Genomic DNA, 18,601 nt, shown 5'->3' on the forward strand with positions numbered 1-18,601 from the left:
GACCTGGGAATCTATCCCGGCCGCGGCCCGGGTCACGAGGGGGCAGGGGTTCCCGGGTCGTCGATCCGGACGGCCACCTGCTCGTTGTCGTGGGTGTAGCAGACGTAGTGGTAGCGGACCCCGTGCTTCTCGGTGTACTCCCACCACGCACGGGCCTCGTCGCGTTCCCAGCCGGGGAAGTTGAGGAACTCGTCGAACAGCACGATGCTGCCGGCCCGCAGCCGGGGGCCGGCACCGGCCAGCACGGTGACGGCCGAGGAGTACAGGTCCGAGTCGACGTGCAGGAAGTCCACCGGGCCGGGGTGGGCGGCGAGGAAGCCGTCGAGGGTGTCGTCGAACAGGCCGGCGACGAGCTCGGCGCCGGGGATCTCGGGCAGCTCGCCGACGTCGTCGAACGCGCCGGCCCGGAAGCCCGGCCGCCAGGTCTCGGGCAGCCCGGTGAAGGTGTCGAAGCCGTACACCCGGCCGTCGCCGCGGTGCTCGGCGATCATCCGCAGCGTGTGCCCGCGGTAGACACCGAACTCGAGGGCCATCCCGCCGGACGGCGCCTGGTCCAGCGCGTGCCGCAGGGTGGCCTCCGGGTGGGGCAGCGGGACGGCCTCCGCGAGGTGCTCGCGGACGAACCGGGCGCTGGAGGCGACCGCGTCCCGCTCCCCCGCCGCGATCATGTCGCGGCGGTCGCGGACCTCCACGGCCCGCAGCTCCGCCAGGACCCGGTCGGCCTCGCCGCGCACGCGGGCGTCGAGCTCCTCCCGCAGGGCCGCGAGCTCGGCCCGCAGCGTGGCCGTCTGGGCGGCGGTGTGCCGGGCGAGGGCGTCGTCGAGCAGGCGTCCGGCCCGCCGCCGCGCCTGCCGGAGGAGGGTGCGCGGTCCCGGGATCACAGCTCCCGCGACGCGCGGAGGCGGCCGAGCGCCTCCTCGAGGATGGCCTCGCCGTCGGCGTCGCTGCGCCGCTCCTTCACGTAGGCCAGGTGCGTCTTGTACGGCTCGGTCCGCGGTGCGGCCGGCGGGTTCTCGGGGTCACGGCCGCCCGGCAGCCCGCAGCGGGGGCAGTCCCAGGTCTCCGGGACCTCCGCGTCGGCGGCGAACCAGGTGTTGTTGGTGTGCCCGTTCGCGCAGTAGAACGGGATGCGCTCGCGCGGGGCGGTCTCCCCCCGCTCGGTCTCGCCCATCGGACCGGCCCCGACACGGGTGCCGCGGATCGCGTTGCCGCCCGCCATCTCGATCTCCCTTCCTCGCCCTGCCGCAGTGCGGAGCCGTCAGGCGTTGGCCAGCAGCAGGCCGTTGCCCACCACCGCGATGAACCAGATCAGCCCGACGAAGATGGTGTACCGAGCGACGTTGCGGTCCGCCGCCGCCGAGCCGGACAGGCTCGACTGGACGCCGCCGCCGAAGAGACTGGTCAGACCCCCGCCCTTGCTGCGCTGCAGCAGGACCAGCGCGATCAGCAGCATGCTGGTCACGATGAGGATGATCTGCAGGGTCACGATCACGGGCAATTCCCAATCTGCGGTCGCTCGCCGGGACAGCCGAGGATACTCCGCATGCCCCCGCCGGCCTCCGGCCGGGGTGCGCGGGCCTCCCCCGGACACACTCATGGCCCAAAGGCCCCGTGCGACGGGACTTCTGGGCCATGAGTGGGCGCCGGGTGAGGCGTTACGGCAGCGGGCCGCCGGCGGCGATCGCGGAGAGCTTCGCGAACTCGTCGGCGTCGAGGCTGGCCCCGCCGACCAGCGCGCCGTCCACGTCGGACTGCGCGACGATCTCCCCCACGTTCGACGACTTCACCGAGCCGCCGTAGAGGATGCGGACCGCCGCGGCGACCTCGTCGCCGTACAGCTCGCGCAGGGTCTCGCGCAGCGCGGCGCAGACCTCCTGCGCGTCCGAGGCGCCCGCCACCTTGCCGGTACCGATCGCCCAGATCGGCTCGTAGGCGAGCACGAGCGTCGCGGCCTGCTCCGCGGACACGTTCGCGCAGGCGGCGCGGAGCTGGTCGGTGCAGTGCTGCACGTGGGTGCCGGCCTCGCGGACGTCCAGGCCCTCGCCGACGCACAGGATCGGGGTGATCCCGTGCGTGAGCGCGGCGAGCACCTTCGCGTTGACCTGCGCGTCGTCCTCGGCGTGGATCTCCCGGCGCTCCGAGTGCCCGACGACGACGTAGCGGCAGCCCAGCTTCGCCAGCATCGGCCCCGACACGTCACCGGTGTAGGCGCCGGAGTCGTGCGGGGACAGGTCCTGCGCCCCGTGCACGATCCGGAGCTTGTCGCCGTCGATCAGCGTCTGGACGCTGCGGATGTCCGTGAACGGCGGCAGGACGGCCACCTCGACCTTGTCGAGGTAGCGCTCCGGCAGGGCGAAGGCGAGCTTCTGCACCAGCGCGATGGCCTCGAGGTGGTTGAGGTTCATCTTCCAGTTGCCGGCGATCAGGGAGAGCCTGCTGCTCATGCGTCACCCTCCAGCACCGCGACACCCGGCAGCGTGGCGCCCTCGAGGAACTCGAGCGAGGCGCCGCCACCGGTGGAGATGTGCGAGAAGCCGTCCTCGGCGATGCCCAGCGCCCGCACCGCGGCCGCGGAGTCGCCGCCACCGACGACGGAGAACGCGTCACCGTCCGCGATGGCCTGCGCGACCCCGCGGGTGCCCTCGGCGAACGGCGCCATCTCGAACACGCCCATCGGGCCGTTCCAGAAGATCGTCTTCGCCTCGCCGATCCGCGCGGCGAACGCGGCGACCGACTCGGGGCCGATGTCGAGCCCGAGCCAGCCGTCCTCGATCGCGTCCACGGACACGGTGCGGGTGTTCGCGTCGGCGGCGAACGCGTCGGCCACCACGACGTCGACCGGCAGGACGATCTTGCCGGACTCCAGGAGCTTCCGGCAGTTGTCGATCTGGTCGGACTCGAGCAGCGACGAGCCGACGCCGTAGCCCTGCGCGGCGAGGAAGGTGAAGCACATCCCGCCGCCGACGAGCAGCGTGTCCACGTTCGGCAGCAGCGCCTCGATCACGGCCAGCTTGTCCGAGACCTTGGACCCGCCGAGCACGACCGCGTACGGCCGCTGCGGGCTCTGCCCATTCTCGTTCCGCAAGCTGCTCTCGCCCGTCAGGGTCCGCAGCACCTCCACCTCGGCCAGGACCAGCCCGCCGGCGTAGGCCGGGAGCGCGGACGCCAGCTCGTAGACCGAGGCCTGCTTGCGGTGCACCACGCCGAACCCGTCGGAGACGAACGCCCCGTCCGGGCCGGCCAGCGCAGCGAGCTCGCCGGCGAACGCCGAGCGCTCGGCGGCGTCCTTGCTGGTCTCCCGCGGGTCGAAGCGGATGTTCTCCAGCAGCGCGACGTCGCCGTCACCCAGCCCGGCCACGGCGTCCCGGGCGGCGGCGCCGTGCTCGGCCAGCGGCACGCCTCCGCCGAGCAGCTCCCCGAGCCGGGTCGCCACCGGCGCGAGCGAGTACTTCGCGTTGTCCTGGTCCGGCTTCGGCCGTCCGAGGTGGGCCATGACGACCACGCGGGCGCCGGCGTCGCGGAGCTTCGTGATCGTCGGCACCGAGGCGCGGATCCGGCCGTCGTCGGTGATCCGGTCGCCGTCGAGCGGGACGTTCAGGTCCGACCGGACCAGCACGGTCCGGCCCCTGATCGTGCCGCCGCCCTCCTCGGCGATCAGGTCGTCGATGGTCCTCACAGCTTCGACGCCACCAGCCCGGTGATGTCGACCAGCCGGTTCGAGTAGCCCCACTCGTTGTCGTACCAGCCGACGATCTTGACCTGGTTGCCGATGACCTTGGTCAGCGGCGCGTCGTAGATGCACGAGTGCGGGTCGGTGACGATGTCCGAGGACACGATCGGGTCCTCGGAGTACCGCAGGACACCCTTCAGCGGGCCCTCGGCGGCCTCCTTCATCGCGGCGTTGACCTGCTCGACGGTGACCTCCTCGCGCACCTCGACGGTGAGGTCGGTGGCCGAGCCGGTGGGGATCGGCACCCGCAGGGCGTAGCCGTCGAGCTTGCCCTTCAGGTGCGGCATGACCAGCGAGATGGCCTTCGCGGCACCGGTCGAGGTCGGGACGATGTTCAGGGCGGCGGCACGGGCGCGGCGCAGGTCCTTGTGCGGGCCGTCCTGCAGGTTCTGGTCCTGGGTGTAGGCGTGGATCGTGGTCATCAGACCCTTCTCGATCCCGGCCAGGTCGTCCAGCACCTTGGTCATCGGCGCGAGGCAGTTGGTGGTGCAGGACGCGTTCGACACGATGGTCTGGGTCCCGTCGTACTCGCCGTCGTTGACGCCCTTGACGATGGTGATGTCCTCGCCGGTCGCCGGCGCGGAGATGACGACCTTCTTCGCACCGGCGTCGAGGTGCTTGGCGGCGGCGTCGCGCTTGGTGAACAGGCCGGTGGACTCGACGACGACGTCGACGCCGAGGTCCTTCCAGGGCAGCTCGCCCGGGTCGCGCACGGCCAGGCCCTTGAATCCCTTGCCGTCGACGACGATCTCGTCGTCGGAGGTGGTGACCTCGTAGGGCAGCCGGCCCAGGATCGAGTCGTACTTCAGCAGGTGCGCGAGCGTCGCGTTGTCGGTGATGTCGTTCACCGCGACGATCTCGATGTCGGTGGTGCCGGCGGCACGCTGGGCGTCCACCGCCCGCCAGAAGTTCCGGCCGATGCGGCCGAAGCCGTTGACTCCTACGCGGACCGTCACAGTGCCTCCAGGGGCTCGTCGTGCGTGTCGTCTCCCCTGCCCGCCGGGTCCCGGCGGCGGGGTGTGTGGCAGGTCGATCGCGGTGCGGTCCGGATCGGGTCGCACCGCGTGCCGTGCTCGGGCGCCACCCTATCGGCGCGTGCCGGGCTCCGGATCCCGCGTGTCCCGTGACCTGCGCCGCGCCCGGCACCCGGACCCGCTCGGGCGGTGCCGGACGGGGCCGGATGTCCGGATCGGCTCCGGAATCAGCGGATGCGCAGCAGCTTCCGCCAGCCCGGACGGGTGTCGGGGACCTCGGCGGCCGCGCGCTCGTCGTCGGAGAAACCGTCGACCGGCTCGTACGGCCGGGTCGTGCGGGCCCGGGACACGAACGCCGACGCGGCGGCCAGCGCGGCCGTGACGCCCTCGGCGCCCGGTCCCGCGGTGATCGTCGCCGTGGCCGGGACGCCGAACCGGGCCGCCGCGGCGGGCGCGCCGGGACGGTCCGCGACCGCGACGGCGGCGGTGCCCTGCGGATCGTCACCGGCCCCCTCGGCCTGCTCGGCCCCGGCCGGCGCGCCCCCCGCGGCCGCAGTGGCCCGGCGGCCGGCCGGGACGCCGTCGGTGAGCACGTCCACCAGCACGAACTCCCAGGCGTAGGTGGAGTGCTGGTGCGCGATGCGCTCGCGGGCGGCCGCGGTGTCCCCGACCCCGGCCTCCCCGACGAGCAGCACGACGACGCGGTCGGGCCGGTCGGCCTCGGCGCGGGCGGCGAGCTCGTCACCGACGGCGTCGAGCAGGCGGGCGGCCCCGGTGGGCAGGTCGGGGCCGTCGAGGGCGCGCAGCTTCGCGGGAAGCGCCGCAGCTGCCTCGGCGCCCGGCACCGGCACGGCCGGCGGGTGCGTGCCGTCGGGCAGCGAGCGGGTCAGGTCGTCACCGGTGGAGACCACGACCTGCAGGTCCCCCGGCTCGGCGGCCTGCGCGTCGAGCAACGTCGCGAGGCCCGACCGCAGGGTGGGGAGCAGCGGTCGCAGCGGGCTGGATCGATCGAGATGAACGGCGAGGAGCGTGGAGGCCGGGTTGGTCACGGCGGCATCATGCCAGTGGCCCGCGGCGACCCGCGGGGCACCCGGCCCCGGCGGCCCCGGGCCGGCTCTGTGCCGACCCCGGGCCCGCTCTGTGGGAACCCGGAGCCGGCTGAGCGGCCGGCTCAGCGCCCCTCGTGCTCCTCCAGCATCTCCGCGGTCACCGCCGATTCGGTGTCCGGGATGCCCAGCTCGGCGGCCTTCTTGTCGGCCGTCTGGAGCAGCCGCCGGATGCGGCCGGCGACGGCGTCCTTCGTCATGGGCGGGTCGGCGAGCTGCCCCAGCTCCTCCAGGGACGCCTGGGTGTGCTCGGCCCGCAGCCGGCCGGCCGCCCGCAGGTGCTCCGGCACGTCGTCACCGAGGATCTCCAGCGCGCGGGTCACCCGGGCCGCGGCGGCCACGGCGGCCCGCGCGGAGCGGCGCAGGTTGGCGTCGTCGAAGTTCGCGAGCCGGTTGGCGGTGGCCCGGACCTCGCGGCGCATCCGCCGCTCCTCCCAGGACAGCACGCTCTCGTGCGCCCCCATCCGGGTCAGCAGCGCGCCGATCGCGTCGCCGTCGCGCACCACGACCCGGTCCGCGCCGCGCACCTCGCGGGCCTTGGCGGCCACCCCGAGCCGGCGGGCCGCGCCGACGAGCGCGAGCGCCGCCTCCGGGCCGGGGCAGGTGACCTCCAGCGCCGAGCTGCGGCCGGGCTCGGTCAGCGAGCCGTGCGCCAGGAACGCGCCCCGCCAGGCCGCCTCGGCGTCGGACAGGTCCCCGGAGACGACGGGCGGCGGCAGGCCACGGACCGGCCGTCCGCGGTTGTCGAGCAGGCCGGTCTGGCGGGCCAGGCCCTCGCCGTCCCGGATCACCCGGATCACGTACCGCGCGCTGCGCCGCAGCCCGCCCGCCGTGATGACGTGCGCGTCTGCGGTGTGCCCGTAGAGCTCGTGGATCTCGCGGCGGAGCCGGCGGGCCACCGACCCGGTGTCCACCTCGGCCTCGATGACGACGCGCCCGCCCACGATGTGCAGCCCGCCGGCGAAGCGCAGGAGCGACGCGACCTCGGCCCGGCGCGACGACTGCTTGGTGACGGTGAGCCGGCTCAGCTCGTCCTTCACCGTGCCGGTCATGGCCATTGCGGGCTCCTTCCGCGCTGCGGGCCGTGGTCGTCCGTCCCGTCGTCCCCGGTGCCCGCGAGCGCGCGCGGGCGCACGGTGTCGAACACCTCGAGCAGGGCGCCGGCCAGGGCGTCCGGGTCGTGCCGCGGGGTCACCGCGCCGACGTCGGCGACGTCGGACAGCCACACCCGCCCGCCGGGGACCAGCAGGTCGGCCGCGGCCGCGTGCAACCGGTCCGGCAGGCCGACCGAGCCGATGTCAGCCAGGACGGCGTGCGCCCGCAGGGAGGGCGCGTGGCCCGACAGTACTTCAAGGTGCTGCTCGGGCGAGAAGCCGGCGGTCTCCCCCGGCTCCGGGGCGAGGTTGAGCAGCACCACCCGGGCGGCAGGCGTCGCCAGCAGGGCGTCCCGCAGGCCCGGCACGAGCAGGTGCGGGAGCACGCTGGTGAACCACGACCCCGGCCCGAGCAGCACGACGTCGGCGTCCAGCACCGCCCGCACGGCCTCGTCGCAGGCCGGCGGGTTCTCGGGGCGCAGCCACACCCGGCGCACCCGGCCGGGGGTCGAGGCGACCGCCACCTGACCCCGGATGCGGTGCGGGTGCTCCCGGCCGTCCAGGTTCACCTCGGCCTCGATGTCCAGCGGCACCCGGGCCATCGGCAGCACCCGCCCGGCGCAGCCGAGCAGCCCGCCGACGGTCTCCAGGGCCCGGACCGGGTCGTCGTCGCGTTCCAGCAGGGCAGCAAGGAGCAGGTTCCCGACGGCGTGCCCGGCGAGCGCCCCGGTGCCACCGAAGCGGTGCTGGACCAGGCCGGACCAGAACCGGCCGCCGTCGTCGTCGGCGGCCAGCGCGGCGAGCGCCATCCGCAGGTCCCCGGGCGGCAGCAGGCCGAGCTCGCGGCGCAGCCGGCCGGACGAGCCGCCGTCATCGGCGACCGTCACCACGGCGGTGATCCCGGCGACGGCCGGGCAGCGGCGCAGCGCCGTGAGGGTCGTGTGCAGCCCGTGCCCGCCCCCCAGCGCGACGACACGGAGCCCTTCGCGCTCGGTCACTCGCGCCCCATGTCCCGGTGCTCGACGTTGACCTGGATGCCCTCGCGCGCGGCCAGCCGGCGGCCGATCTCCTCGGAGATCGCGACCGAACGGTGCTTGCCGCCGGTGCAGCCGACGGCGACGGTGAGGTAGCGCTTCCCCTCCCGCCGGTAGCCGGCACCGACGAGGTCCAGCAGCTCCAGGTAGCGGTCGACGAACTCCTCCGCGCCCTCCTGGGAGAGCACGTAGTCGCTGACCTCGGAGTCGAGGCCGGTGTGCTCGCGCAGCTCCGGGATCCAGTGCGGGTTCGGCAGGAACCGCACGTCGACGACGAGGTCGGAGTCCAGCGGCAGGCCGTACTTGTAGCCGAACGACAGCACGGTGACCCGGGTCGCGGCGTGCCCGTGCTCGCCGGCGAACGACGCCTCGATCCGGGCCCGCAGGTCGTGCACGGACAGATTCGAGGTGTCGACGACGAGGTCGGCGTCCGAGCGCAGCGGGCGCAGCACCTCCCGCTCGGCGTTGAGGCCGTCGGTGATCCGCCCGGCGCCCTGCAGCGGGTGCGAGCGCCGGTTCTGCTCGAACCGGCGCACCAGCACCTCGTCCGAGGCCTCCAGGAACAGCAGCTTCGGCCGGTAGCCGCGCCCGTCGAGGTCCTTGATGACCGCGCCGAGGTCGTCGGTGAACGCCCGCGACCGGACGTCCATGACGACGGCGATCCGGGTCACCTCCCCCCGGGCCCGCGAGCCGAGCTCGACCATGGTCGCGATCAGCTCCGGTGGCAGGTTGTCGACGACGAACCAGCCGAGGTCCTCCAGGACCTTCGCCGCCGTGCTCCGGCCGGCCCCGGACAGGCCGCTGACGACCGCGACCTCGATCCCCGGGCCGCCGCCCTGTTCCTCGTTCTCCCCCGTCATCGCGGTCCCCCGTCGCTCGATGATCCGGTGCCGCCGTGCAGCGCGGCGACCACCGTCTCGGCGGTGCGCCGCCCGAACCCGGGCAGCCCGGCGATCTCGTCCACCCCGGCGGCGCGCAGCTTGCGCACCGAACCGAAGTGTTTCAGCAGCGCCTGCTTGCGTGCCGGGCCGAGTCCCGGCACCCCGTCCAGCGCCGACGCCGTCATGCCCCGGGAGCGGCGCTGGCGGTGGTAGGTGACGGCGAACCGGTGCGCCTCGTCGCGGACCCGCTGGAGCAGGTACAGGCCCTCGCTGGTCCGGGACAGGATGACCGGGTCGTCGTCGTCCGGGAGCCAGACCTCCTCCAGCCGCTTCGCGAGGCCGCACACGGCGACGTCGGTGACGCCCAGCTCGGCGAGCTCGGCGGCGGCCGCGTCGACCTGCGGCTTCGCCCCGTCGACGACGAGCAGGTTCGGCGGGTAGGCGAACTTCTTCGGGCGCCCCGTCTCGGGGTCGATCCCGGTGCGGACGGTGTCGCCCGCGCCGATCTCGCCGGACCCGGTGACCGGCGGCGGCTCGTCGGCGGTCTCGGCCAGGTAGCGCCGGAACCGGCGGCGTACCACCTCGGCGATCGAGGCGACGTCACCCGAACCCGCCGCGTCCTTGATCTCGAAGCGGCGGTAGTCGGACTTGCGGGGCAGCCCGTCCTCGAACACCACCAGCGAGGCGACCACGTCGGTGCCCTGCACGTGGCTGACGTCGATGCACTCGATCCGCAGCGGCGCCTGGTCGAGCTCGAGGTGCTCCTGGATCTCCTGCAGCGCCGCCGACCGCGCGGTGAGGTCCCCGGCCCGGCGCAGCTTGTGCTGGGCGAAGGCCTCCCCGGCGTTCCGCGCGACGGTCTCGGCCAGCGCCTTCTTGTCGCCGCGCTGCGGGACCCGCAGCTGGACCCGCGACCCGCGCAGCCCGCTCAACCAGCGTTCGAGATCGCCCGAGTCCTCCGGCAGGACCGGGACCAGGATCTCCTTCGGCACCGGCTGGGTGGCGTCGTCGGCGGCCCCGGCCAGCGCGTGCTGCTCGCCGTAGAACTGGGACACGAAGCGCTCGACGAGCTGCGCGGTGTCGGTCGGCTCCACCTTGTCGACCACCCAGCCGCGCTGGCCGCGGACCCGACCGCCACGGACGTGGAACACCTGGACGGCGGCCTCCAGCTCGTCCTCGGCGAACGCGACGAGATCGGCGTCGGTGCCGTCGCCCAGCACGACCGCCTGCTTCTCCAGGGCGCGGCGCAGCGCCCCGAGGTCGTCGCGCAGCCGGGCGGCCCGCTCGAACTCCAGGTTCTCCGAGGCCCGTGCCATCTCCCGTTCGAGGTGGCGGACCATCCGGTCGGTGCGGCCGGAGAGGAACTCGGAGAAGCTCTCGACGATCTCGCGGTGCTCGTCGGCGCTCACCGATCCGACGCACGGCGCGGAGCACTTGTCGATGTAGCCGAGCAGGCACGGCCTGCCGATCTGGCGGTGCCGCTTGAACACCCCGGCCGAGCAGGTCCGGGCCGGGAACACCCGCAGCAGCAGGTCGAGCGTCTCCCGGATGGCCCACGCGTGCGCGTACGGGCCGAAGTAGCGCACGCCCTTGCGGCGCGGGCCCCGGTAGACGTGCAGCCGCGGGTACTCCTCGTGCATCGTCACCGCGAGCACGGGATAGGTCTTGTCGTCGCGGTAGCGGACGTTGAACCGCGGGTCGTACTCCTTGATCCAGTTGTACTCGAGCTGGAGGGCCTCGACCTCGGTCCCGACGACCGTCCACTCGACCTTCGACGCGGTCGTCACCATCTGGCGGGTGCGCGGGTGCAGCCCGGCCAGGTCCGCGAAGTAGGAGTTGAGCCGCTGCCGCAGGTTCTTGGCCTTGCCGACGTAGATCACCCGTCCGCGCGGGTCGGAGAACCGGTAGACCCCGGGCGACTCCGGGATCGTCCCGGTCGCCGGACGGTAGGTGCTCGGGTCGGCCATGGTGCGCTCCAGAGTAGTTCCGGCCACCGACACGCCGGGCCCGGCCCCGGCCCCCGCGCGCGGCGGATCCGGGGTGTAGGGACGGGCCGGGCGGGCGCCGGCGCGAAACCGTCGGTGCCGTCGGGTACAACGTTCCTCGAACACAGGTTCGACCCGTCCGGCTCGGCTGAGCGAAGCTTGCGGAGCGAACATCGGCCCTGAGCGAAGCTTGCGGAGCGAACATCGGCCCCGAGGAGGCCCCATGAGCACCACGCACGACGTCCGGTTCGGCACCGCCGCGGGCGAGGAGGCGATCCCCGAGGCGCGCCTCGACCGGATCCGCAAGCTGCTGGCCAAGGCCGAGCGGGCCGGCACGCCGGACGAGGCCGAGATCTACACCGACAAGGCCGTCGAGCTGATGGCCCGGCACGGGGTCGACGAGGCGCTGCTCGCCGCCACCGGGCCCCCGCAGGCGGATCCGATCGGCCGGGTGACCATCGCCGTCGACGATCCGTACAGCGGCGCGAAGGCCCGGCTGCTGGGCTGGATCGCGTCGGCACTGCGCTGCCGGTGGGTGATGCACGACAACCGGGGCGGCAAGGTCTCCGCGGTGACCGTGCTCGGGTTCGCCTCGGACCGCGAGCGCACGGAGCTGCTGTACACCTCGCTGCTGCTGCAGACGACGGCGCAGCTGGCCGCGGTCCGGCCACCGGACCCCCGGGAGTCGGTGGCCGCCTACCGGCGGTCCTGGCTCTACGGCTTCGCCGCCCGGGTCCACCAGCGGCTGCTCGCGGCGGAGCGGGAGGCCGTCTCCGAGGTCGCGGCCACCCGCGAACCGGGCGCGACCTCGGTGGAGCTCGTGCTCGCCGACCGCGGCAGCGAGGTCGACCGGGCCTACGAGGAGGAGTTCGGCGAGCTGCGCCGGGCCCGCCGCCCCCAGGTCTCCGGGTCGGGCTACCGGCACGGCGCGGCCGCGGCCGACCGGGTGGATCTCGGCGGGTCCCGCCTGGCCGGGCGGGGCCGTACCCCCGCGCTGGACCGGTGAGCGATGCGGGAGCGGGGCCGGTCAGCGTCCGGTGACGGCCGCCCGGTGCAGGTCGCGCAGCGTCCGGACGTGGCGGACGGCGAGCCCCCGGTCCACGGCCTGGACGGCCAGCACCGGGTGGTACTCGTCGTCGGGCAGCTCGAGGCGGGCCGAGGAGGCCCCGTCCGGGAACGAGACGCCGAGCACCTCGGTCCACGGGAACCAGCGCGTGGTCAGGACGTTGCGCACCTCGATCCCGGCGCGGTCGGCGCGGGCCCGGGGGCGGGCCATCAGCAGCAGGCCACCGGCGACGAACGCGCCGATCACCATCATCGCCACCTGGTCCGCCGGCCGGAAGATCACCCCGGTGTTCTCGGCCGGCATGAGGTAGGCGACGACGGCGAACAGAATCATGATCGCGACCGCGCACACCCACGCGGTGATCAGCAGCGCGCGCGGGCGCAGGGTGACCGCGTCCGGCCCCGGGCCGGTCGGCGGGGTCTCCCGCGGCGTCCGCTCGGTCACGGTGTGTCCCTCCTGCTCGCTCATGCGTGGGTCGCCGCGCCGGCGCGCAGGTCGCGCAGCACCAGGGCCGACTCCAGGGCGGCCAGGCACGCCTCGGCGCCCTTGTCCTCGGCCGAGCCGGGTGCGCCGGAGCGGTCGAGCGCCTGCTGGACGGTCTCGGTGGTGAGCACACCGTTGCCGACCGGGGTGGACTCGTCGAGCGCGACCCGGGTCAGGCCGGCCGTGACGGCGTCGCAGACGTACTCGAAGTGCGGCGTGCCCCCGCGGACCACGACGCCGAGCGCGACCACGGCGTCGTGCGTGTGGGCCAGCTCCTGGGCGACGACCGGGAGCTCCACGGTGCCGGGGACGCGGACGACGGTCGGCTCGGTGCCGGCCTCGCGGGCCGTCGCCACGGCCCGCTCCAGCAGGCTGTCGACGATCTCGGCGTGCCAGCGCGCGGCCACCACCCCGACCCGGAGTCCGGACGCGTCCAGCTGCGTGGCCCCGGTGGGCCGCCCCTCACCGCTCATGGCCCGATTCTCGCCGGTCCCGCCGGGCCCGGTCGCACGGGGGTGCCCCGGCGCCGGTGCCCCGCGGCGCGGCCCCGGCTCAGCGGCCCGGGTCGGCGACCCCGCCCAGGTCGGGCAGGTCGTGGCCCATCCGGTCGCGCTTGGTGCGCAGGTACCGCAGGTTCTGCGGGGTCGGCCGGATCGGCATCGGCTCGCGGCCGACCACGCGCAGGCCGTAGCCCTCCAGCCCGGCCCGCTTGTCCGGGTTGTTGGTGAGCAGCCGCATCGACTTCACCCCGAGGTCGGCGAGGATCTGGGCGCCGATGCCGTAGTCGCGGGCGTCGGCGGGCAGGCCCATCGCCAGGTTCGCGTCGACCGTGTCGGCGCCCGCCTCCTGCAGCTGGTAGGCCTGCAGCTTGTGCAGCAGGCCGATCCCCCGGCCCTCGTGCCCGCGCATGTACAGCACGATGCCGCGCCCCTCCGCGGCGACGGCGTCGAGGGCCGCGTCCAGCTGGGGGCCGCAGTCGCAGCGCAGCGAGCCCAGGACGTCGCCGGTGAGGCACTCGGAGTGCACCCGGACGAGGACGTTCTCGCCGTCGTCGGCCGGGGTGCCGACGTCGCCCATCACCATCGCGATGTGCTCGACGCCGTCGAGCAGCGAGTCGTAGCCGTAGGCGAGGAAGTCGCCGTGCACGGTCGGGATCCGGGCGGCCGCGACCCGCTCGACGTGCTTCTCGAAGCGGCGCCGGTAGGCGATCAGGTCGGCGATCGTGATCAGGGTGAGGTCGTGGTCGTCGGCGAAGACGCCCAGCTCGTCGCCGCGGGCCATCTCCCCCAGTTCCTTCTCCGACACGATCTCGCAGAGCGCACCGGCCGGGGACAGGCCCGCCATCCGGGCGAGGTCGACGGCGGCCTCGGTGTGGCCCGGCCGGCGCAGCACCCCGCCCTCCCGGGCCTGCAGCGGCAGCACGTGCCCGGGCCGGACGAGCTCGGCGGCCTGGGTCGCCGGGTCGGCCAGCAGCCGGATGGTGTGCGCGCGGTCCTGGGCCGAGATGCCGGTCGTGACGCCCTCCTTGGCGTCCACGGTCACCGTGTACGCCGTGCGGAAGGAGTCCCGGTTGGTGTGGTGCATGGGCGGCAGGTCGAGCCGGTCGCACGCCTCCTCGGTGATGGCCACGCACACGTAGCCGGAGGTGTAGCGGACGGTGAACGCCAGCAGCTCGGGGGTGGCCTTCGCCGCGGCGAAGATCAGGTCGCCCTCGTTCTCGCGGTCCTCGTCGTCCATCACGATGACCGGCTTGCCCTCGGCGATGTCGGCGATCGCCTTCTCGATCCTGGCGAACCGCTGGGCCCGCTCGGCCGGGCTCATCGCGGTGTGCGGGCGGTTCGGCAGCGGGCCGGTGTCCGGAGACGTTCCGGTGTCCCGGGACGTTGCGGTGTCCGGGGTGCTGCCCGGGGTGGTCGACGGCTCGCTCACCGGGCGGCCCCTTCCTGTCCGGACCCGGGGCCCTGCAGGTACCCCGCGGTCATCCGTTCCACGTACTTGGCGATCACGTCGACCTCCAGGTTGACCGGGTCGCCCGGGGCGCGCGCGCCCAGGGTCGTGTCGGCCAGGGTCGTCGGGATCAGCGCCACACCGAACCCGTCCGGGTACACCGTGGCGACGGTGAGGGACACGCCGTCGACGGCGATCGAGCCCTTCTCGACCACGTACCGGGCCAGCTCGGCGGGCAGGGCGAACCGCACCTCGTCGCTGCGGTCGCCCGGGGTGCGGGAGACGAGGGTGCCGACGCCGTCGACGTGTCCCTGCACGATGTGGCCGTCGAGGCGGCCGCCGGCCGGGACCGCGCGCTCCAGGTTGACCCCCGACCCGGCGCCGACCGCGCCCAGGGAGGTGCGCTGCAGGGTCTCGGGGACCAGTTCCAGGGTCAGCGTCCCGCCCGGTGCCCCGTCGACGACGGCGGTGAGGCAACAGCCGTTCACCGCGACCGACTCGCCGTGGCCGACCTCGGCGGCCAGCGCCGCCCGCACGGTCAGCACGACGACGTCGCCGTCGGCGCGGACGTCGACGACCTCGCCGACCTCCTCCACGATGCCGGTGAACATCCTCGTTCCCTCCTGCTACCCGACCGGCCCGGGGACCGGTCGTGCGTCGATCACCACGTCCGCACCGGCGCGGTGCACCTCGTCCACGTCCAACCGGACGATGTCCGCGATCGTTCCCACGCCCGCGTCGCCGAGTGCGTGCGGCCCCGCGCCGAGCAGCGCCGGGGCCAGGTGCACCAGCACCCGGTCGACGGCGCCGGCGGCGACGAACGCACCCGCCAGTGTCGGCCCTCCCTCGAGCAGGACGTCGACGACGTCCCGGTGCGTGAGATCGGTGAGCACCTCGGCCGGGTCACGGGTCGTGAGGTGCACCACCGGGGCGACCCCCTCGGTCCGCAGCCGCGCCCCGGCGGGGACGTCCCGGTGCCCGACGACCACCCGCAGCGGCTGGTGGTCGCGCAGGGTCCCGTCCGGGTGGCGGGCCGTCAGGGCGGGGTCGTCGGCCAGGACGGTACCGGTGCCCGCAACGATCGCGTCCATCCTGCGGCGCAGCTCATGGACCTCGGCCCGGGCGGCGGGCCCGGTGATCCAGCGGCTGGTCCCGTCGGCGGCCGCGACCCGGCCGTCCAGGGTGGTGGCGACCTTCCAGGTCACGTGCGGGCGCCCGGTGCGCTGGCGGTGCAGCCAGCCGCGCAGCGGGCCGCGGGCCACCTCCGCCGCGAGCGTGCCGAGCGTCACCTCGACGCCGGCCGCGCGCAGCCGGTCCAGCCCGCCGGCCGCGACCGGGTTCGGGTCGGCGAGCGCGGTGTGCACCCGGGCGATCCCGGCCTCGAGCAGCCCGTCGACGCACGGCGCGGTGCGGCCGGTGTGGTTGCACGGTTCCAGGGTGACGACGGCGGTGCCCCCCGCGGCCCGGGCGCCCGCCGCGGCGAGCGCGGCGCGTTCGGCGTGCGGCCCGCCGGGCGGCGCGGTGGCGCCCACCCCGGCCACGGCGCCGTCCCGGTCGAGGATCACGCACCCGACCGCCGGGTTGGGGCTGGTCGTGCCGTGCACCCGCTCGGACGCGGCCAGGGCACGGCGCATCGCGTCGACGACCGCGTCCGGCCCGCCCGCCCCGCTCTCCCCCGTGCGCACCGCGTCCGCCCGGTCAGTCGGCCCAGCGCCGGGGGGCGCTGCGGCGCACGCTGTCCCGCAGCGCGGCGACGGCACGGCCGGGGTCGTCGGCGCCGTAGACGGCCGAGCCCGCGACGAAGCAGTCGACACCGGCCTCGGCGGCCTGCTCGATGGTGTCGGCGTTGATGCCGCCGTCGATCTCGACGATCAGCTTGAGGTGCCCGGTGTCCACGAGGCGGCGGGCGGCGCGGACCTTGTCCAGCACCTCCGGGATGAAGCTCTGGCCGCCGAAGCCCGGCTCGACGCTCATCACGAGCAGCGTGTCGTAGTGCTTGAGCACCTCGACGTACGGGTCGAGCGGCGTCTTCGGCTTGATCGACAGGCCGGCGAGCGCGCCCGCGGCGCGCAGGTTCTTCGCGAGCATGACCGGGTCACGTGCCGCCTCGACGTGCACCGTGACGTTCGCGGCGCCGGCCTCGGCGTACCCGGGTGCCCAGCGGTCCGGGTCCTCGATCATGAGGTGGCAGTCGAGCGGGATGTCGGTGGCTGCACGCAGGCTCTGCACGACCGGGAGGCCGAGGGTCAGGTTGGGCACGAAGTGCGCGTCCATGACGTCGACGTGCAGCCAGTCCGCGCGGGCCCCGCCGTCGGCGCCCTCCCCCGTTGCCGCGACGGCGGCGGCCTCGTCCGCGAGCCGCGCGAAGTCCGCCGACAGGATGCTGGGCGCGATCATCGGGTGCACGACGGCAGGCTATCCCTGCCGGCCGCGGCCGTCGGCACCCCCGTGCGAGGCCCGGGTCACACCCGGCACGGGGGCACCTCAGCCGAGCGGCCGGCGCAGCAACGCGAGGTACATGGCGTCGGTGCCGTGCCGGTGCGGCCACAGCTGCACGGCCGGCCCGGCACCGAGGCCGGGCATGCCCTCCGGCAGGACGGCACGGGCGTCGAGCTGCTCGACCGGGCCCGCCGGGCCGGGCCGCCCCGGGCGGCCGACGATCCGGCCGACGACGCCCGCGGTCTCCGACACGTGCGGCGAGCAGGTCACGTAGGCGACCACGCCGCCGGGGCGGACGTGGCCCAGCGCCGCGACGAGCAGCTCGCGCTGGAGCCGGGTGAGCGCGGCGGTGTCCTCCGGGCGGCGGCGCCACCGGGCCTCGGGGCGGCGGCGCAGCGCGCCGAGTCCGGTGCAGGGCGCGTCGACGAACACGCGGTCGTACTCGCCGGCGGGCAGCGGGGCCTCGCGGCCGTCGGCGACGTGCACGGTCACCGGGAGCTCGGCGGTCGCCGCCCGGACCAGGCCGGCGCGGTGCTCGCTCGACTCGACCGCGTCGAGGGTGCCGCCGTGCGCGGCGACCAGGCCGCCGAGCAGCGACGCCTTGCCGCCCGGGCCGGCGCACAGGTCCAGCCAGCGGCCGGTGTCCTCGCCGAGGAGCTCGGCACGTGCCAGCGCGGCGGCGACGAGCTGGCTGCCCTCGTCCTGGACGACGGCGAGTCCCTCGGCGACGGCGTCGAGCTCCCCGATGTCGCCGCTTCCCGGCTCCAGGTGCACGCCGTACGGCGACCACGGCGCCTGCTCGCCGCCGGTGGCCAGGGCGAGCTCCTCGGCGGTGATCTCCCCGGGGCGGGCGAGCAGGTGGACCTGCGGGCGGGCGTCGTCGGCGGCGAGGGCGGCGGCCAGCTCCTCTCCGGTGTCACCGAGCGCGTCGGCGAACGCCTGGGCGATCCAGCGCGGGTGGGCGTGCCGGAGCGCGGCGGCCCCGACCGGGTCCTCGGCCGGGTCCGGGGCGAGCCGGTCCAGCCATTCGGACTCCTCGTGCTCGCCGATCCGGCGGAGCACGGCGTTGACGAACCCCGCCGCCTGGGAGCCGTGGCCCTCGCGGACCAGCTCCACGCAGGTCGAGACGGCGGCGTGTGCCGGAACCCGGGTACGCAGCAGCTGGTAGGCGCCGAGCCGGAGGGCGTCCAGCAACGGGTGCTCGATCTTCGACAGCGGGCGGTCGGTGCAGGCGTCGATGACCGTGTCGAGCAGGCCCTGGGCGCGCAGCGTGCCGTAGCCGAGCTCGGTCGCGAGCGCGGCGTCCCGGTCGCGCAGCCGGTGGCGGCGCAGGATCCCCGGCAGGGCCAGGTTGGCGTACGCGTCCCGCTCGCGGACCGCGGTCAGCAGCTCGTAGGCCGCCTGCCGGGCCGGGTCGACGGCCGGTGGGCGCCCGGGCCCGACCCGGCCGCGGGGAGGACCGGCATTGCGCGGGCCGGCGGTGCGCTCGCGGCGCCCGCCCTCCCGGCGTGCCTGGTCGCGGCGGTCGTGCTCGCGGCGCGGGGCCCGGCCGGTGTCGCGGTCGCGCCGCGCGCGGCCGTCCCGGTCGTCACGGTGCCGGTCCTCACGCGGGCGGTCCTCACGAGGCCGATCACCACGCGGGCGCTCGCCGCGGGGCCGGCCCTCACGCGGGCGGTCCTCACGCGGCCGGTCGCCACGGGCGCGCTCCTCACGCGGCCGGTCGCCGCGCGGCCGGTCCTCACGCGGCCGGTCCTCACGGCGCCGGTCCCGATCACCGGGGCGGTCGTCGCCCCGCCGGTCCCGGCCACCGCCCCAGCCGGAGCCGGTGCGCCCCCGGCCCTCCGGGCGGCCGCCGTCCTGGC

18 protein-coding genes and 1 pseudogene are annotated in these 18,601 nt (G+C 75.2%); 1 reads left to right on the top strand and 18 read right to left on the bottom strand.

All coding sequences use genetic code 11. From position 1 onward, the window contains the following. Positions 1 to 32 precede the first annotated feature (32 nt). From H7X46_RS15830 to uvrC, 11 genes are all read right to left on the bottom strand, one after another. The gene (locus H7X46_RS15830) at positions 33 to 881 is read right to left on the bottom strand and encodes a class I SAM-dependent methyltransferase (protein WP_370588796.1); all 849 of its coding nucleotides are present in this window, start codon (positions 879 to 881) and stop codon (positions 33 to 35) included. Further along, positions 878 to 1,219: an RNA polymerase-binding protein RbpA gene (locus H7X46_RS15835; protein WP_186360136.1), complete on the bottom strand. Its 342-nt coding sequence runs from the start codon at positions 1,217 to 1,219 to the stop codon at positions 878 to 880. The genes H7X46_RS15830 and H7X46_RS15835 overlap by 4 nt, the downstream gene beginning before the upstream one ends. Before the next feature lie 39 nt (positions 1,220 to 1,258). Further along, positions 1,259 to 1,492 (bottom strand): preprotein translocase subunit SecG, encoded by a 234-nt coding sequence (gene secG / locus H7X46_RS15840; protein WP_186360137.1) that lies wholly within the window; start codon positions 1,490 to 1,492, stop codon positions 1,259 to 1,261. A 163-nt stretch (positions 1,493 to 1,655) separates the two neighbouring features. Continuing rightward, a complete protein-coding gene (tpiA, locus tag H7X46_RS15845) occupies positions 1,656 to 2,444 on the bottom strand; it encodes a triose-phosphate isomerase (protein WP_186360138.1) in 789 nt (262 codons plus the stop codon). After that, positions 2,441 to 3,676 (bottom strand): phosphoglycerate kinase, encoded by a 1,236-nt coding sequence (gene pgk / locus H7X46_RS15850; RefSeq protein ID WP_186360139.1) that lies wholly within the window; start codon positions 3,674 to 3,676, stop codon positions 2,441 to 2,443. The genes tpiA and pgk overlap by 4 nt, the downstream gene beginning before the upstream one ends. Next, a complete protein-coding gene (gene gap, locus H7X46_RS15855; RefSeq protein WP_186360140.1) occupies positions 3,673 to 4,686 on the bottom strand; it encodes a type I glyceraldehyde-3-phosphate dehydrogenase in 1,014 nt (337 codons plus the stop codon). Before gap ends, pgk begins: the two co-directional genes overlap by 4 nt. A 245-nt stretch (positions 4,687 to 4,931) precedes the next feature. Further along, positions 4,932 to 5,753 carry a hypothetical protein gene (locus H7X46_RS15860; protein ID WP_186360141.1) on the bottom strand — a complete coding sequence of 274 codons (822 nt, stop codon included), beginning with the start codon at positions 5,751 to 5,753 and terminating at the stop codon, positions 4,932 to 4,934. Between the two features lie 122 nt (positions 5,754 to 5,875). Beyond that, on the bottom strand, positions 5,876 to 6,868 hold the full coding sequence (gene whiA, locus H7X46_RS15865; protein ID WP_186360142.1) for a DNA-binding protein WhiA: 993 nt from the start codon (positions 6,866 to 6,868) through the stop codon (positions 5,876 to 5,878). Then, on the bottom strand, positions 6,859 to 7,902 hold the full coding sequence (yvcK, locus tag H7X46_RS15870; protein ID WP_186360143.1) for a uridine diphosphate-N-acetylglucosamine-binding protein YvcK: 1,044 nt from the start codon (positions 7,900 to 7,902) through the stop codon (positions 6,859 to 6,861). Before yvcK ends, whiA begins: the two co-directional genes overlap by 10 nt. After that, positions 7,899 to 8,798 carry an RNase adapter RapZ gene (gene rapZ, locus H7X46_RS15875; RefSeq protein WP_186360144.1) on the bottom strand — a complete coding sequence of 300 codons (900 nt, stop codon included), beginning with the start codon at positions 8,796 to 8,798 and terminating at the stop codon, positions 7,899 to 7,901. The genes yvcK and rapZ overlap by 4 nt, the downstream gene beginning before the upstream one ends. Beyond that, entirely contained in the window at positions 8,795 to 10,786 is a 1,992-nt protein-coding gene (gene uvrC / locus H7X46_RS15880) for an excinuclease ABC subunit UvrC (RefSeq protein WP_186360145.1), read from the bottom strand. The genes rapZ and uvrC overlap by 4 nt, the downstream gene beginning before the upstream one ends. Before the next feature lie 241 nt (positions 10,787 to 11,027). Between uvrC and H7X46_RS15885 the strand changes: the two genes are divergently transcribed. Next, positions 11,028 to 11,810, top strand: coding sequence for a DUF2786 domain-containing protein (locus tag H7X46_RS15885; RefSeq protein ID WP_186360146.1), 783 nt, complete (start codon positions 11,028 to 11,030; stop codon positions 11,808 to 11,810). Positions 11,811 to 11,831: 21 nt separating this feature from the next. Here H7X46_RS15885 and H7X46_RS15890 read toward each other — a convergent pair whose 3' ends face one another. The 7 genes and pseudogenes from H7X46_RS15890 to H7X46_RS15920 all read right to left on the bottom strand — a co-directional run. Continuing rightward, on the bottom strand, positions 11,832 to 12,338 hold the full coding sequence (locus H7X46_RS15890; protein ID WP_186360147.1) for a PH domain-containing protein: 507 nt from the start codon (positions 12,336 to 12,338) through the stop codon (positions 11,832 to 11,834). After that, positions 12,335 to 12,826: a 6,7-dimethyl-8-ribityllumazine synthase gene (gene ribH / locus H7X46_RS15895; protein WP_186360148.1), complete on the bottom strand. Its 492-nt coding sequence runs from the start codon at positions 12,824 to 12,826 to the stop codon at positions 12,335 to 12,337. Before ribH ends, H7X46_RS15890 begins: the two co-directional genes overlap by 4 nt. A gap of 79 nt (positions 12,827 to 12,905) precedes the next feature. After that, entirely contained in the window at positions 12,906 to 14,174 is a 1,269-nt protein-coding gene (locus tag H7X46_RS15900) for a bifunctional 3,4-dihydroxy-2-butanone-4-phosphate synthase/GTP cyclohydrolase II (RefSeq protein ID WP_186362701.1), read from the bottom strand. A 104-nt stretch (positions 14,175 to 14,278) separates the two neighbouring features. Further along, positions 14,279 to 14,911 carry a riboflavin synthase gene (locus tag H7X46_RS15905; RefSeq protein ID WP_186360149.1) on the bottom strand — a complete coding sequence of 211 codons (633 nt, stop codon included), beginning with the start codon at positions 14,909 to 14,911 and terminating at the stop codon, positions 14,279 to 14,281. A 15-nt stretch (positions 14,912 to 14,926) separates the two neighbouring features. Then, positions 14,927 to 15,934, bottom strand: a complete 1,008-nt coding sequence (gene ribD / locus H7X46_RS15910) for a bifunctional diaminohydroxyphosphoribosylaminopyrimidine deaminase/5-amino-6-(5-phosphoribosylamino)uracil reductase RibD (protein ID WP_186362702.1) — start codon at positions 15,932 to 15,934, stop codon at positions 14,927 to 14,929. A gap of 64 nt (positions 15,935 to 15,998) precedes the next feature. Next, a complete protein-coding gene (gene rpe, locus H7X46_RS15915) occupies positions 15,999 to 16,697 on the bottom strand; it encodes a ribulose-phosphate 3-epimerase (RefSeq protein WP_186362703.1) in 699 nt (232 codons plus the stop codon). 87 nt (positions 16,698 to 16,784) lie between these two features. Continuing rightward, positions 16,785 to 18,233: pseudogene (locus tag H7X46_RS15920) on the bottom strand (RsmB/NOP family class I SAM-dependent RNA methyltransferase); the annotation flags it as partial. Positions 18,234 to 18,601: the final 368 nt, after the last annotated feature.

It is taken from the genome of Pseudonocardia sp. C8, assembly GCF_014267175.1.
In the GTDB taxonomy this organism is placed as follows: Bacteria; Actinomycetota; Actinomycetes; order Mycobacteriales; family Pseudonocardiaceae; genus Pseudonocardia.

Coding starts and splice junctions, on each gene's coding strand:
- rapZ (WP_186360144.1), bottom strand. CDS start 8,798: ATGACGGGGGAGAACGAGGAACAGGGCGGCGGCCCGGGGATCGAGGTC.
- H7X46_RS15905 (WP_186360149.1), bottom strand. CDS start 14,911: ATGTTCACCGGCATCGTGGAGGAGGTCGGCGAGGTCGTCGACGTCCGC.
- whiA (WP_186360142.1), bottom strand. CDS start 6,868: ATGGCCATGACCGGCACGGTGAAGGACGAGCTGAGCCGGCTCACCGTC.
- ribD (WP_186362702.1), bottom strand. CDS start 15,934: ATGCGCCGTGCCCTGGCCGCGTCCGAGCGGGTGCACGGCACGACCAGC.
- H7X46_RS15900 (WP_186362701.1), bottom strand. CDS start 14,174: ATGAGCCCGGCCGAGCGGGCCCAGCGGTTCGCCAGGATCGAGAAGGCG.
- ribH (WP_186360148.1), bottom strand. CDS start 12,826: ATGAGCGGTGAGGGGCGGCCCACCGGGGCCACGCAGCTGGACGCGTCC.
- uvrC (WP_186360145.1), bottom strand. CDS start 10,786: ATGGCCGACCCGAGCACCTACCGTCCGGCGACCGGGACGATCCCGGAG.
- tpiA (WP_186360138.1), bottom strand. CDS start 2,444: ATGAGCAGCAGGCTCTCCCTGATCGCCGGCAACTGGAAGATGAACCTC.
- H7X46_RS15885 (WP_186360146.1), top strand. CDS start 11,028: ATGAGCACCACGCACGACGTCCGGTTCGGCACCGCCGCGGGCGAGGAG.
- H7X46_RS15835 (WP_186360136.1), bottom strand. CDS start 1,219: ATGGCGGGCGGCAACGCGATCCGCGGCACCCGTGTCGGGGCCGGTCCG.
- H7X46_RS15890 (WP_186360147.1), bottom strand. CDS start 12,338: ATGAGCGAGCAGGAGGGACACACCGTGACCGAGCGGACGCCGCGGGAG.
- rpe (WP_186362703.1), bottom strand. CDS start 16,697: ATGATCGCGCCCAGCATCCTGTCGGCGGACTTCGCGCGGCTCGCGGAC.